At 60.9% G+C, this 14909-nt stretch carries 12 protein-coding genes; 9 read left to right on the top strand and 3 right to left on the bottom strand.

What is annotated here, in order from left to right; translation table 11 throughout:
• Window positions 1–7: 7 nt before the first annotated feature.
• From E8E91_RS21245 to E8E91_RS21205, 9 genes are all read left to right on the top strand, one after another.
• A complete protein-coding gene (locus tag E8E91_RS21245; RefSeq protein WP_280378578.1) occupies window positions 8–3172 on the top strand; it encodes a PilC/PilY family type IV pilus protein in 3165 nt (1054 codons plus the stop codon).
• Between the two features lie 8 nt (window positions 3173–3180).
• The gene (locus tag E8E91_RS21240; protein ID WP_280378576.1) at window positions 3181–3720 is read left to right on the top strand and encodes a GspH/FimT family pseudopilin; all 540 of its coding nucleotides are present in this window, start codon (window positions 3181–3183) and stop codon (window positions 3718–3720) included.
• A 196-nt stretch (window positions 3721–3916) separates the two neighbouring features.
• Entirely contained in the window at window positions 3917–5008 is a 1092-nt protein-coding gene (gene thiO, locus E8E91_RS21235; RefSeq protein WP_280366960.1) for a glycine oxidase ThiO, read from the top strand.
• A gap of 172 nt (window positions 5009–5180) precedes the next feature.
• Window positions 5181–5735: a GspH/FimT family pseudopilin gene (locus E8E91_RS21230; protein WP_348532223.1), complete on the top strand. Its 555-nt coding sequence runs from the start codon at window positions 5181–5183 to the stop codon at window positions 5733–5735.
• Window positions 5732–6169, top strand: coding sequence for a type IV pilus modification protein PilV (pilV, locus tag E8E91_RS21225; RefSeq protein WP_280378572.1), 438 nt, complete (start codon window positions 5732–5734; stop codon window positions 6167–6169). Before E8E91_RS21230 ends, pilV begins: the two co-directional genes overlap by 4 nt.
• Window positions 6170–6179: 10 nt before the next feature.
• On the top strand, window positions 6180–7211 hold the full coding sequence (locus tag E8E91_RS21220; RefSeq protein WP_280378570.1) for a PilW family protein: 1032 nt from the start codon (window positions 6180–6182) through the stop codon (window positions 7209–7211).
• A 16-nt stretch (window positions 7212–7227) separates the two neighbouring features.
• Entirely contained in the window at window positions 7228–7740 is a 513-nt protein-coding gene (locus E8E91_RS21215) for a PilX N-terminal domain-containing pilus assembly protein (protein ID WP_280378567.1), read from the top strand.
• Window positions 7741–7756: 16 nt separating this feature from the next.
• A complete protein-coding gene (locus E8E91_RS21210) occupies window positions 7757–11209 on the top strand; it encodes a PilC/PilY family type IV pilus protein (protein WP_280378565.1) in 3453 nt (1150 codons plus the stop codon).
• Window positions 11206–11622 carry a type IV pilin protein gene (locus tag E8E91_RS21205; RefSeq protein ID WP_280366974.1) on the top strand — a complete coding sequence of 139 codons (417 nt, stop codon included), beginning with the start codon at window positions 11206–11208 and terminating at the stop codon, window positions 11620–11622. Before E8E91_RS21210 ends, E8E91_RS21205 begins: the two co-directional genes overlap by 4 nt.
• Window positions 11623–11728: 106 nt before the next feature.
• Here E8E91_RS21205 and E8E91_RS21200 read toward each other — a convergent pair whose 3' ends face one another.
• From E8E91_RS21200 to E8E91_RS21190, 3 genes are read right to left on the bottom strand one after another with little or no spacing between them, the layout of a single operon-like run.
• A complete protein-coding gene (locus E8E91_RS21200; RefSeq protein ID WP_280378562.1) occupies window positions 11729–13066 on the bottom strand; it encodes a sigma-54 dependent transcriptional regulator in 1338 nt (445 codons plus the stop codon).
• Window positions 13067–13068: 2 nt separating this feature from the next.
• Complete coding sequence (locus E8E91_RS21195) at window positions 13069–14670, bottom strand: ATP-binding protein (RefSeq protein ID WP_280378559.1); 1602 nt, start codon at window positions 14668–14670, stop codon at window positions 13069–13071.
• A complete protein-coding gene (locus E8E91_RS21190) occupies window positions 14660–14896 on the bottom strand; it encodes a PP0621 family protein (protein WP_280378610.1) in 237 nt (78 codons plus the stop codon). Before E8E91_RS21190 ends, E8E91_RS21195 begins: the two co-directional genes overlap by 11 nt.
• Window positions 14897–14909 lie beyond the last annotated feature (13 nt).

The raw sequence follows: 14909 nt of genomic DNA, 5'->3' as shown, positions 1-14909 counted from the left end.
GTCAGTCATGAATGCTCAATGGTTGAGTAAGGTAATGGCAGCATTGCTGATGCTGCCAATGGCCGTTGCGGCTGAAGACATCGACCTGTTCGTTGGGGTGACTCCCACCCAGGCCGCGGACAATCCCAATGTCATCATATTGATCGACAACACCACCAACTGGTCCGCGCAAAACCAGGGCTGGCCCAGTGGGGCGACTCAGGGGCGCTATGAGCTCGATGCGATCAAGACCGTCGTCAACTCGCTGGCACCTGCTAACGAGGATGCAAAGATCAATCTGGGATTGATGTTCCTGACGCAGGGGCAAGGGAACAGGAGCAATTCCGGAGGCTATGTACGTTCGGCAGTAAAGCCAATGACCGTTGCCAATCGGGCTGCACTGTCAACGCTTCTTGATGGAATAAATGTCAACGATAATAGTGAGACGGTTCCCGCTTCGGTTGGCTATGACCAGGCGATGTTCGAAGTCTTCAAGTATTTCGGTGGATATACGAGTGTTGCCAAGTCCTCGCTGGATCAGGCGGGCGGGACTCTGGATGCAACCCATTTTGGTGCGATACGGTATTCGGGTAATCCCGACGCCAAAACGGATAGATTTGCATTCAGCGATCAAACAACAAAAAATAATTACATCCCGGTGATCTCAGGTAGTTCCACTTCCTGCTCGGGAAGGAATTATTTGATCGTCATCGGCAATGGTTGGCCGTCACCTGCCGAGAAGAGTGGCAACACTTTTATCGGCGAGACCCTGTTGGGTAATGTGGGGGGAAGTACCAGTCAGATATACGCAACCTCCACTGCGGATGTGCGCTACGCGGACGAGATGGCTCGTTTCCTCTATCAGACCGACGTAAGTTCCGCGGCGGGCAAGCAGAATGTCATTACGTACGCGATCGATGTCTTCAAGAATCGTCCCAGCGCAGAGTTGACGGCCATGCTGAAAAGCATGTCCGAAGGGGTGGGGGGTGGTAAATATTTCGAGGCCACCAGTGCGGCGCTGATTGCCGAGAGCCTGGAAACGATCTTCTTTGAGATTCAGTCCACCAACAGCGTGTTCGCTTCGGTAAGCTTGCCGGTCAGCGTGAATACTCAAGGTACTTACCTGAATCAAGTGTTCATCGGAATGTTCCGCCCGGACAGGAACGCACTTCCCAGATGGCACGGTAACCTGAAGCAATACAAGTTGGCATTTTTGAATGGCGAGTTGAAGCTGGCCGACGCTGATAATATATCTGCCATTTCGTCGAGTGGTTCGGGCTTCATCGCCGAGTGTGCGCGTAGTTATTGGACGCCGATCAAGACAGCGACGGATAACTATTGGACAGGTCTCGACGTACAGAATTGCTCCGAGCCCGCCAGCTCCAACACCCGTGATGGCAACGTGGTGGAAAAGGGGGGGCAGGGCTACAAGCTCAGGGCTATTACGCCCGCCAATCGAAATGTCAAGACATGTGGCACGACATGCGTCAGTGCCCTGAGTAATTTTGATTCTACCAATGGTGCCATCAGCAAAACGGCGTTGGGCAATGCCAACATGACTGACGCCGATCGGGTCGCTCTAATCAATTGGGCGCGTGGCTTGAATATCGCGGGAGAACCCATCGGTGGAAAAACTGCCGCCGAAGCGGCTGCTATGATGAGGCGGACTTCCCATGGTGACGTGGTTCATTCGCGTCCAGTCGCGATCAACTATGCCGCTTCGGACAGTGATTCTCCGCAAGTCGTGGTCTTCTACGGCGCAAACGACGGCATGCTCAGGGCTGTGAATGGTAATCGTGACGGTGGGCTGAGCATCGACAGTAAAGCGCCGGGTGAGGAAATCTGGTCGTTTGTGGCGCCGGAGAACTACGGGATGTTCCTGCGCAACAAGGAAAATACATCCCAGATAGGTTTCCCAAACAGCACGACGGGCTTGCCTAAATCCTATGGGTTCGACGGGCCGGTCGTTGCTTATAAGGACGGTAGCAAGGCATGGATTTACGCGACCATGCGCCGTGGCGGTCGTGCGGTCTACGCATTTGATGTGTCCACCCTCGGCACGCGCGCGCCGACGCTCCTTTGGAAGCTGGGCTGCACTTCCGCGGATGACGCCAGCTGCACAGTCGGCTCATCGGGTATCGGGCAGACCTGGGCGAGTCCCGTGGTGCTCAAGTCGTCCGGATATCTGGGCAGCAGCGGTACTGCAGCACCGATGCTGATCATGGGCGGTGGATATGACACCTGCGAAGACGCCGATCCTGCGACCAGCGATTGCAAGTCTTCTGGTAAAGGGCATGTGATCTATCTGATCGATGCTGAAACAGGGGTGATCAAGCAATCCTTCCCGACCGCTGGCGGTGTAGTGGGTGATATCACCGTTGCCAAGGATGCCAACGGCATGGTCAGGTTCGCCTATGCGGCCGACTTGAGCGGAAACGTCTATCGCATCTCGGGCGCTACCCCCAATTCGCCAATTGGTTCGACCGCTCCGGGCTCCTGGACCATTACGCAGATTGCGTCTCTGGGTGGAACCGGGGTGGATGCACGTAAGTTCATCTTTGGCCCCGATGTGGTCAACGACAATGGGACCTATGTCCTTCTGCTCGGGTCGGGAGACAGAGAAAAGCCCATCAGCGCCTATGATGATGCGGCGCGGGTACAAAACTATTTCTTCATGCTCAAGGACCGCCCCACGGACACCGAATGGCTTTCTTCGGAAACGGGTAACTGCCTGGGGGCTTCCATCCTGTGCAAAGCGTCTTTGTTTGCCATTACCGGCACATCGACCCCAGCCCAGGATGCGCTCGACCTGAAGAAAGGCTGGTACCTCGCAATGTCTCCAACCGAGCAGGTTGTGACTTCTGCCTTGACCATATTCGGTAACGTGAGCTTCAGTACCCACAGGCCGAGACCTCTGGACACGGCATCCTGTACGCCAAACCTGGGGGATGCGAGGGTCTACAACATCAACTTCAAGAATGCCGAAGGCAAGAACGGAGAGCGCTACGCTGAATTGGTAGGCGATGGTTTGCCGCCTTCGCCGGTAGCCGGCCTGGTCAAGCTCGACAACGGACCCACCGTGCCCTTCTGTATTGGCTGCGGCAAAGACTCCTCGCTCGAGGGTGGCGAGCCACCCGCGCCGCCTATTGCCGTACAACCCAAGGCACGAGTGTTCTGGAACATTGAGAAGTGATACCTGATATGAGCCGCGAAGTCATCGATCAAGTGTCCGGCCCTGCTGTTTTCGGCTGGTCCCGGCAATCCGGTTTCACGTTGGTCGAGTTGATGGTCACACTGGCGGTCCTGGCGATCCTGCTCGGGATCGCCATCCCAACCTTTACCGACGTGACCTTGGGCAGCAAACTGCGATCCCAGGCCAGCGACTTGGTAGGGGGCGTCGCGCTGGCGCGAAGCGAAGCAATCAAGCGTAATCAGGCGGTCACGCTCTGTGCTTCTGCGAACGGCACGACCTGTGCCTCGTCGGGGGGCTGGCAGCAAGGCTGGATCGTCCGAAGTTCAACCGGCACCGTGATCCAGAGCCATCCAGCGGCACCAAGCGGGTTCCTGATCACTGCCTCTGCCCACAGCATTGCATTCCAGCCCTCGGGGATCGCGTCTGTGAGTACGGTGTTGAAAGTCTGCCGTGCATCTCCAACTGTTGGGGCCCAGGAACGGTCGGTTTCGATCAGTCTCACAGGACGGACTTCTGTGTCAAAGACCACCTCGGGCACCTGCTCCTGAAAGGTGTCTGGATGGTTTTTTGTGCGTGAGAACGTGCATTACCACCTCCCTGACTTAGAATCTCCCACCCGGAGCCGGGCCTTGCCCTCACCGTGGTGTCGAGATCCTATTGTCCATGCGCCGTTTGTGTGAGGCGAGCCCTTTGGGTTCCTGACTCAAGCGACGCTTCGGATGTTTCCGTTGTTCTGGAGGTTCCATGCGCGTGTTGTTGGTCGGAGGGGGGGCTATCGGGTTGCTGTCTGCATACTCGCTGGCGCAAGCAGGAGCTGAAGTCTGCCTGCTGGACAAGGGCGAATGTGGACGCGAATCCTCCTGGGCTGGCGGTGGCATCGTCTCGCCTCTCTATCCCTGGCGATACTCCTCCGCCGTGACGGCGCTGGCCCATTGGTCCCAGGACTACTACCCCGGTCTGGGTCAGCGCCTGTTCGCTGAAACGGGGATAGACCCCGAGGTCCATGAGACCGGCCTGTACTGGCTGGACCTTGAAGATGAAGCTGAGGCTTTAGCCTGGGCTGCACAGGAAAGGCGGCCGCTGGCATCGGTGACCATGGAGCGGGTGCACGCTGCGGTGCCGCCCTTGGGAGCGGGCTATCGGCATGCCATTCATATGGCCGGTGTGGCCAATGTGCGCAATCCGCGCCTGACCCGGGCGTTACGGGAAGCCCTCTTGCAGATGCCGAATGTTTCCCTGCGCGAGAACTGTGAGGTGCGCGGTTTCATCCGCGACGGCGGGCGCATTCTTGGCGTGAGCACGGCTGAAGGCGATCTGTTGGCCGATCGCGTGGTTTTGGCGGCCGGCGCCTGGAGTGGTGAGCTGCTGGCCAGCCTCGGGCTGGTGCTGCCCGTGGAGCCGGTCAAGGGGCAGATGATTCTTTTCAAATGCGCGCCAGATTTCCTCCCCGCCATTGTTCTGGCCAAGGGGCGTTACGCGATTCCGCGTCGCGATGGCCATATTCTGGTGGGCAGCACTCTGGAACACGCCGGCTTCGACAAGACGCCAACGGACGAAGCCCTGGAAAGCCTGAAGGCTTCTGCCTTCGAGTTGTTGCCGCAACTGGCGGATGCCGAGCTGGTAGGGCACTGGGCGGGGCTGCGTCCAGGGTCGCCGGAAGGGATTCCCTTCATCGGGCCGGTGCCCGGAGTGGACGGTCTCTGGCTCAACTGCGGCCACTACCGCAACGGGCTGGTACTGGCGCCTGCCTCCTGCCAATTGCTGGCGGACCTTCTCCTTGGCCGGGAACCCGTCATCGACCCGCAGCCCTATGCCCCCAAGGGCCGCTTGGGCTAACCGCATCCTGATGCCCGCTTGGGTATCGCGCGCTTCGCTGTGCCCCTTTGAGCTTGCCCATTCTTGTGGGCAAGCTCGCAGATCGCAAAACCCAATTTAAAACGAACGTCCCACTCAGCTACTATTCGCGCACAATTTGCCGCTGGTCGTTAAATTCGACCGTTTGTCATGGATGTCTGGCAAAGCAGGAGCAGGAAGCTTCGTTGCGCGGGCACTCGCCCGCTCGAGTTCGCACCGTTCAGTTTGGGAGGGGCAGGGAATGTCGCAACGAGGTTTTACGTTGATCGAACTGCTGGTCACGCTAGCCGTGCTCGTGGTTCTGATCGGCCTGGCAGCACCGAATCTCTCCCAATTGCTTCGCAACAGTCGGGCGTCAGCGGAATTGAGCGCGTTTTCCGACATGCTCAACTATGCGCGGCGCGAAGCTGTGCAGGGCGCGCAGACGATCAGGGTGCGCGGGCCGCTGGCCGCCGACGGCGCATGGCAGGTGCTGCGCGAGCGTGATAGTCAGGAGTTGCGGCGGTTCGCGCCGCTGTCTTTGTTCGCAGTCGAGCCCGACGGGTTGCAGAGTGTCCTCTTCGATTCTCAGGGGCGCCTGTTGAGTGCCGCCAGGGTGAATCTCGATCTGGCGGTGAAGGACTCCAGCCTCGATTGCGCCGCCTTTAATCGCACGATCTCTATCGAACTGTCCGGATCGATCTCCCAGCAGAAGGGGGATTGCCAGTGAAATTCGAATTTCAGCGTGGGGCCTCTCTGATAGAGGTCCTGGTCGCGCTGGTGCTCTTCTCAATAGGTGTTCTGGGGCTTGCGGCCATGCAACTCACCGCGCTGAAGGCCAATCAGACGGCATCTGCACGCACTCACGCAATCTTCCTGGCCTATGAGATGGCGGACCGGATGCGTGCGGCCCGAGGGGATGCGCAGGCCGGGTTTTACAACCTGGCAATCGGTGCCGAGTTGCCTTGCGACCCAGCGAATGAGACTTGCCTGCCGTTCCAACGAGACCTGGCGGAGTGGCGGGCCAACCTGGCGCAGCAACTGCCCGACGGGAATGGCGGAGTCGTGCAGAACGGTGATCGTTTCACGGTTGTCGTGCAATGGAACGAGGAGAGGGTAGGTGGAAGCAACGCCCAGCAATTCTCCTTCGTCACGCAGATTTGACGGGGTGCGCATGCGCAAGCAACACGGCTTGAGCCTGGTGGAACTGATGGTGGCCATGGCACTTGGCCTGGTTATCAGCCTGGCAGTGCTCCAAGTATTCATCAGCAACAAGAATACCTTTCTGCTCCAGGGGGCGGCCGGCCACCTGCAGGAGAATGGTCGTTTCGCTCTTCAGTACCTGGCTGCTGAGTTACGTCCTGCAGGGGTGGGGGTGGGAACCCGGCTTGATGAAAAGGATATCTGCGTGGTGGCCAGTAACGGGACCGCAGCGGAATGGGGCTCGATGAATCGCCCGATCTGGGGCAAGCGTAACGCCGCGGCTGGCGGATTGGGCGCAGTGGGTACCGACGAGCTGTCTATCTTCGCCAACGACGGCTGCGAGTCCTTCCTCACTGCCGGCGAGCTTCTCAAGCCCGGGCAGAACGCAAATCTCAAGGTCACAGCCTATTGCCCGAGCATGCAGAAAGATCATGCGGTGATGGTGTTGGACATGGAAAAGGCGGTGGTCGTCCGCATAACCAACAAGCCGAATTCATCCGGCTCCGGTCAAGTGACCCTCACCCATGCCGCTGGCAACAACGACAAGAACGCCAAGTGCGGTGGTTTCAAGTTTTCCGATATCCAGTTCACCAGTCCGGCGCGGGTGGTGGGGTTCGCTCATAAGACCTTCTACGTTGCCGATACCGGCCGTACCTCGGTGACTGGGCAGCCGGTCCGTGCCCTGTTCGTCCGCGACACGGCGCAGGTTCCAGTGCAGACCAATGAGGTCATCGAGGGCGTGGAGTCCCTGCGCACCAGCTTCGGTGTCGCGGCGGGCAACAATGTGGGCGTTCAGGCCTACCTGAGTCCTACCGAGGTAGAGGCGGCCAACCGCTGGAGCGATGTCCGTACGGTGAAGTTCGATCTGTTGCTGGTCAGCGAGGAACGGGTTACGGGGGCGCAGGACCAGGCCATCCAATTCGGTGGCGCGACAGTGGCGGCCGATGGGCGACTGCGCCAGGTATTCAGCACGGTAGTAGCCCTGCGCAATCGGATTGACTGACAAGACAAGGATGAATATGCAAGAGCAAAAAGGGGCGGTGCTGCTGGTCTGCCTGATTGCAATCCTGGCCTTGACCGTGCTCGGGGTGACGGCGATGTCCAGTAGCACCCTGCAAGAGCGCATGGCCGGTGGTGCCCGGGATTACAACGTGGCGTTCCAGGCGGCGGAAAGCGCACTGCGGGTCGGCGAGGCCTATGTACGTCAGCAGGTGGAGGCCAGCGTCGACCCGGCCCAACTCTTCCAGGCAAGCACTGATTGTCCTGTTGTGACAGAGGCACAGTGGTCGCCTCCGGCTGAGCTCAATGCCAAACCTCAGCAACCGGACTGCCGGGTGCGCAGTTTCTACGGCGCCTCGGGTGGGGCGAACTCCTTCATTTGCGAAACCGATGGTTCGATCGCCGAGAACCGCGCCTTTGACTGCCTGAGCCGGACGTATCTGTTCAATGTCGAAGCCACCGGATACGGCAGCGGGGACGCTGAAGTACACCTGCGCTCCACCGTGGCCATTGCCATTCGCAGCCAGAACTGATCGAAGGGAGACGCAAATGATCAGGTCGAAAATCCTATTTGCGGTACGGGTAATGGTCGCCGGTCTGCTGACCGCTGGCATCAGCCATAGCGCCCTGGCGGCCTTCGTGCCGTCGCAGATTCCTTTGAACCTGGGCGGCCAGGTCGAGCCGAACCTCATGTTCATCCTGGACGATTCCGGGTCGATGCGCTGGGGCTTTCTGCCGGACGATCTGAAGCCTTCCTACCTCGAGCGCACAGGCGATTGGTATGAGCGCAAGGAGTGCACGGGGCGGGGCGCGTACGCCGGCAATAATCTGCATTTCTGCCCCAAGAGCGGTCATCGTTACCTGGCCTCCAGCCACCTGAACAAGTCCTACTACAACCCGTCCGTGCAGTACCTGCCGCCAATCAAGAGCGACGGGCAGCGCTATGCCAATGCGAGCTTTTCGGCCGCATACGTGGATGGTTATGCGGGAGGGCAGACGGTCAACCTCGGCAGCAACTACATGGCGATCATGGACGACTATTTTTCGCCCAGCAGCTATGAGTGCCTCAACAAACGTTGCAGCGACGTGGAGTACTACAACGGTTTCGCCGTAGGGGCGGCAACGGGCGGTGTTGCTGCGTTTTATTACGACTATGTTGGCGGGGGCTCCTGCTCCAGCAATCCGCGTCAGGACGCCTGCTATACCGAGCGCAGTGTGGGGGCGGCCGAGCAGCAGAACTTTGCCAACTGGTTCTCCTATTACCGCAGCCGCATGATGTCGGCCAAGGCCGGTGTAAGCCAGGCGTTTTCGGGGTTGTCCGGCGACGTCCGGGTAGGCTACGGCGCGATCAACGTGACAGGACAAAGCGTTGACGGGGGCTACACCGACACCTTGGTGCGAGGCGTAAGGCGTTTCGAGGGTAGCGGTCGCTCCGAGTTCTACAATTGGCTGTTCGCCGCCTCGGCTTCTGGGGGCACGCCATTGCGCCGGGCCCTGGGGGATGCCGGTGAGTACTTCTCCCGCACTGACGCCCCCGGACCGTGGAGTTCGACTCCCGGCCAGACGGGAGGCAAGGAGTATTCCTGCCGCCAGAGCTACACGATTCTGACCACCGACGGCTACTGGAACAACGATGCCGCTTCCAAGAAAGCTGCGCGTGCCAATGTGGACAACAGCAACGGCCCGGTGATCACTGGGCCGGATGGGGAGTCCTACCGTTACGTGCCGAAGTCCCCATTCAGCGACAGTCAGAAAGACACCTTGGCTGACGTGGCCATGTATTACTGGAGCCGCGACCTGCATTCCGACCTGGCCAACCGGGTGCCGACCGATCCGTCCGATCCCGCATTCTGGCAGCACATGGTGACCTTTGGCGTGGGCCTGGGGGTGAGTGGGACCATCGATCCGAAAACAGCTTTCGCTGCAATTGGCACCGGCGCTTCCGTGACCTGGCCCGATCCGGCCACTAGCGAGCCGGGCAAGCTGGATGATCTGTTGCACGCGGCAGTGAACAGTCGGGGTGGTTTTTTCAGTGCCCAGGACCCGCAACAGTTCGCCACAGCGCTGGGCGATACCCTGGCCTCGATTGCCGACCGCACCGGGTCGAATACCTCGGCAGTACCCAACGCTCGTCGCCTGGACAGCAATACCTTGGTCTATGAGGCGTTCTATAGCAGTGCAGACTGGTCCGGCAAGTTGCTGGCCAAACGTCCGACACAGACCAGTGCCGGGGTGGTATTCAAGGACGTGTGGGAGGCAGGGCGGAAGTTGGGCACAGGTACGCGTAGCCTGTTCACCCATAACGGCGCCGCAGGCAGGGACCATGGCGTAGCCCTGAGCTGGGGTGACCTGTCGACTGACCTCAAGGCTCGCTTCGACAACAACGAGGCGCTGTTCAACTACCTGATGGGCAGCCGCGCCAACGAGGCGCCGGCTGGGCTGAAGTACCGCAAGCGTTCGACCTTGCTCGGCGATATCGTCAACTCCACCCTGGTGCTCGCCAACAAGCAGGACTGGGGCTTCCATGGCCGCGTGCCAGTGCCGAACAATGGGCAGAGCTATGCGCAGTTCGTTGCTGCCAAGGCAAGCAAGGCGCCGGTGCTGTTCGTCGGCGCCAACGACGGATTCCTGCATGCTTTCAACGCCAACGACGGCAACGAGCTCTTCGGCTACATGCCCAGTGGCGTGCTGGATAACGTCAAGCTCCTGGCCAACAGCGATTACAAGCACCGCTACTTCGTGGATGGAAAGCTGCATATCCGTGATGCCCGTCTGAACGACGAGTGGCGAACCGTGCTGCTCGGCAGCCTGGGAGCAGGTGGGAAGACTGTCTTCGCCCTCGACGTTACCGATGTCTCCACCAGTGGTTTCGGTGCCAGCAAGGTGCTCTGGGAGATCAAGGACGACGCTGACCTGGGCTATAACTTCGGCGAACCGTTGGTGGGGCGCATGAAGGATGGCAGCTGGGCGGCCATCTTCGGCAATGGCTACGGCAGCACCAATGATGACTCCGTACTGTTCATCGTCGATCTTGCTACTGGTGCGGTGAACAAGGTCCGCGCAGGAACCTCCACCGGTGGTCTTTCCAGCCCGTCGTTCGTGTACGCCACAGACGACGCCGGCAATATCTATGTGCAGGACGTTTATGCCGGTGACCTCAACGGTAACCTTTGGAAATTCAACCTGAAGAGCAATGGTTCCGGCGTTGGCGATTTCGAGGTCAGCCTGAAGTCAGGCAACAAGCCGCAGCCGCTGTATGTGGCGGCCAATGCCCAAGGCACACGCCAACCCATCACCGTCAAACCGGAGATCGCCTACCATCCGGACGGCGAGGCCAAAGGTGCGGTGGTCTACTTCGGCACCGGGCGCCTGTATAGCTCAGGGGATGTCGTGGATCTGGGCACGCAGACCATCTATGGAATCTGGGACAAGAAGGCCAGCAATGGTTCCTCCATTGCCTTCACTGGTCGCTCGGCGCTCGAATCGCGATCAATCCTTCTTGAGGGTAAAGCGTTCTCGCGTGATGTCAGGGTCGTGGATGCGCCGGCCAATGGCCTGGATTGGACCACCAAGCGGGGCTGGTACCTCGACTTGACCTCACCATCTCTGGGGGCCCAGGGCGAGCGGATGATCTTCTCCCCGCGCATTCTGCTCAATCGCCTGGTCGTCGAGACTGCCATCCCGTCCTCCGATCCCTGCCAGGCCGGCGGCTCCGGCTGGACCATGGTGCTCGACATGGCCACCGGCGGGCGGCTCAACTACGTCTTGCTGGATCTGAACAAGGACGGCAAGTTCACCGAAGCCGATATGGTCGACGTCGGTGGGCAGAAGCTCCCGCCGTCCGGTATCGGCTCCACAGGCAGCATACCCACCGGTTCGTTCGACTTGATCGACCCGCAGAAATATTGGCTTTGCCGCGGTACCGGGGTGGACGATTGCATTCCTGCAGCCAATACCTTGAACGTGCTGGAAGGCCGCCAGTCCTGGAACCAGATTCGATGAAGAACAGCAAGGCGTTCACGCTGATTGAACTGATGATCGTGGTGGCTGTGATCGGCATACTCGCCGCAATTGCCTATCCCAGCTACACGGAGCACGTGCGACGTGGGAAGCGGGCCGAAGCCAAGGCCGCCCTGATGGAGGGTGCTCAGGCATTGGAGCGCTATTACTCCACCCACAGCTCCTACCTGGATACCAACGGGAATTTCGCTGCCGTTTTCGCCACACAGACGCCCGCTTCGGGGGCGGCCAACTTCACCCTTGCTGCTCAAGGGGCGGCGACCGCAACCACCTTCCAGCTGCGGGCCACCCGAACCGGCAGCATGGCGGGTGACCCGTGCGGCGACTTCCAGATCAGCCACACCGGTGCGCGCACGCTGGCCAATGCGACGCGCACCGTGGCCGAGTGCTGGTAGGTATTAGCGGGTAAGTTCGTGGTGGTTTTGCCATCCAGCGCCTGCTGCACTCCAGAGGCATTTGTAGGAGCCAGCCCGTTGGTGAGCTGGCTCTTGAGGGCCGGTGTCAGTCTATGCCCAGCTTCTTCAGGCGATAACGCATCGAGCGGAAGGTCAGGCCCAGGCGCTGGGCCGCGGCGGTGCGATTCCAGCGGGTTTCTTCGAGCGCCTGCATGATCAGCTTGCGCTCGATGTCTTCCAGGTAGTCTTCCAGATTGTCGATCTGCGCCAGGCTGGCCTCTCCGGTGTCGGCGGCGCCGCTGGCTTCGGCAAGGCGCAGGTCGCGGGCCTGGATCTGGTCATCCTCGCAGAGCGTGTAGGCACGCTCGAGCATGTTCTCCAGCTCCCGCACGTTGCCGGGGAAGCGGTAGCACTTGAGCTTGTCGAGGGCCTCCGGGGCGAGGCTGGCGGCGGGCAGTCCACTCTGCTGGGCCAGGCGCTTGAGCATGGATTCGGCCAGTAGCGGGATATCCTCGCGGCGCTCGCGCAACGGCGGCACGCTGAGCTCGATGACGTTGAGGCGGTAGTAGAGGTCCTGACGGAAACGGCCGGCGGTCACTTCGGCGGCCAGATCCTTGTGGGTGGCGCTGAGGATGCGTACGTCGACCACCACTTCCTGCTGTCCACCCACGGCCCGAATGGCTTTCTCCTGGATGGCGCGCAGCAGCTTGACCTGCATGGCCAGTGGCAGATCGGCTACTTCGTCCAGGAACAGGGTGCCGCCATTGGCGGCCTGGAACAGGCCCTGCTTGTCTTCCACCGCGCCGGTGAAGCTGCCCTTTTTGTGGCCGAAGAATTCGCTTTCCATCAGCTCGGACGGAATGGCACCGCAGTTGACCGGCACGAAGGGGCGTTCGGCGCGCGGACCCTGCTCGTGGATCAGCCGCGCCACCAGCTCCTTGCCGCTGCCCGACTCGCCGCTGATGTACACCGGCGCCTGGCTGCGGGCGAGCTTCTGGATCTGTTTGCGCAGGGCGTTCATGGGCGGTGAGGTGCCCAGCAGTCGACCGTCTACCGGCGCTTCGCCCTCGTCGGGAGAACTGAGGCGCAGGGCGGTGTTGACCAGTTCACGCAGGCGGCCGAGATCCACGGGCTTGGTGACGAAGTCGAAGGCCCCGGCCTTGAGCGCGTTCACGGCGGTATCAAGGCTGCCGTAGGCGGTGATCATCGCCACCGGGACCATCGGGTGGCGCTGCTGGATGTACTGCACCAGTTCCAGGCCAGTGCCGTCGGGGAGGCGCATGTCGGTCAGGCACAGGTCGAAGGGCTCGCGGGCCAGCCAATCGCGGGCTTCCTTGAGGTTGCGGGCGCTGCGGGTGTCGAGCTTCATCCGGCCGAGGGTGATTTCCAGCAATTCGCGGATATCGGGCTCGTCGTCGACGATCAGGGCTCTCTGTCGGGTCATGGTCAGCTCAGTTTGCGCGGATGGGCGAAGGTAATGCGGAAGCAACTGCCTCCGTGCTCGCGCGGTTTGTAGTCAAGGCGGGCCTGGTTGCTCTCGCAGAGTTCGCGGGAGATGTACAGGCCCAGGCCAGTGCCCTTGCTTTCGGTGGTGAAGAAGGGCTCGAAGATACTGTGTACCTGCTCAGGCGTAACGCCTTCCCCGTCGTCTTCCACCTCCAGTACTGGCAGGTCGCTTTCGGGGTCGCGGAACAACTTGAGCCAGACCTGGCCCTGGGTGTTTTTCTTGCTGCTGTAGCGCAGGCCGTTCTGCACCAGGTTGGTCAGCACCTGGGTGAGCTGGTGCGGATCCATGCGGGTCTGCAGGGTGCTGCCGAGGGTGCTCAGGTGCAGGGTCTGGTTAGGGCCGGAGGAGGTACGGAACTCACTGGCGAAGCGGGTCAGCCAGTACTTGAGATCCAGCAATTGCGGTTCCGACTGTCGACGGCGGGACAGCTGTAGCACGTTCTCGATCACGAGGTTCATGCGCCGCGAGTGGTCCTGGATGATCTGCGCCAGGCGCCGATCCGGGCTCTGAAGTTCGTCCGATTCCTGCAGCAGCTGGGCCGCGTGGCTGATGGCGCCCAGGGGATTGCGAATTTCATGGGCGATGCCGGCCGTCAGGCGGCCGAGGGACGCGAGCTTGAGCTGCTGGGCCTGCTGGGCGATCTGCGAGATGTCTTCGAGGAAGACCAGGGTGTTCTGCTGACCGCCCCGCTGGAGGTGGACGAAGCTCGGTTGCAGCGTCGGGCCATCGGCGAACGCCTGGAGGCTCTGCGGCCGGAGGGTTGGGTTGGCGAGCCAGAGCTGCAGGCTTTCCAGCAACTCCGGGCATTGGCTGTTCAGGGGGCGCCCCGACAGGCTGTCCTTGCCCAGCAGGGTTTGGGCGCCATTGTTGGCGAGCAGGACCAGGTTCTGAGGGTCAAGCACCAGGATGCCGGTGCGCATGCGCTCGAGGATCTGGGCGTTCAGCGCCTCCAGACTCGCCACATCCTCTGCGCGCTGCTCCGCAAGCGTCTCGCTGAGTTGCAGGCGTCGGCTCAGCCCCTGGATGAATAGCGCTGCGGCGAAACACAGGGTGCCGAAACCGCCGGCCTGGACGAATTGGCTGGCGGCTGCGGGCTGGCTGATGCTGAGGTAGAAGGTCAGGTAAATCAGCCCGATAGTCGCCACGGCGGCCACCAGGAGCCCGATACGCCCGCGCAGGAGGATATTGGAGATGGCCACTGAGACCACGATGAGGTTGGCGATGCCACTCGGCGTGCCGCCTGCCGCGAAGAACAGGCAAGACAGCAGCAACACATCCACCACGGCCAGACTGAAGACCTGCACCATGCTCCTCGGGCGGGGCACCAGCGCGGCGATCAGGGCGTTCAGGATCAGGTAGAACCAGCTGGCGTTGCGAAACAGGTCGGGCCGCGCGAGATCCAGCAGACGGTCGTCCATTTCGCTGGAGATCAGTAGGACCAGCACCAGGCCGATCAGCAGCCGGTAGAGGCTGTAGAGACGGAAGATGCGTCGCCCCTGGGCGCTGAGCCCGGTCGGGAGGGGGCGGGTATCAGCGTTCACCGGAACCCTGGCCCTGTTCCAGATGGGCCCGGCTGCAGTACCAGCGATCGTCCTGGGACAGGGCGTGGTTGCGAGGAACGTGAACACCGCATTGTGCGCAACGCACCATCGGTTGTGTTTCGTCCTGCTGGCGTGGCTTGGGGCGGGGCGTCGAGGGAGTCTTGAAGCGGCGCCACAGCCAGATGGCGGCGAAGATCACGACAATCCAGAACAGCAGGCGAAACATGCCGAAGGTGCTC

Origin of the sequence: Pseudomonas sp. BN515, from assembly GCF_029873155.1 — a bacterium.
Taxonomy (GTDB): Bacteria; Pseudomonadota; Gammaproteobacteria; order Pseudomonadales; family Pseudomonadaceae; genus Metapseudomonas.
Note: the sequence above shows the minus strand (reverse complement) of the source record. Positions and strands in the feature narration are given on the sequence as shown.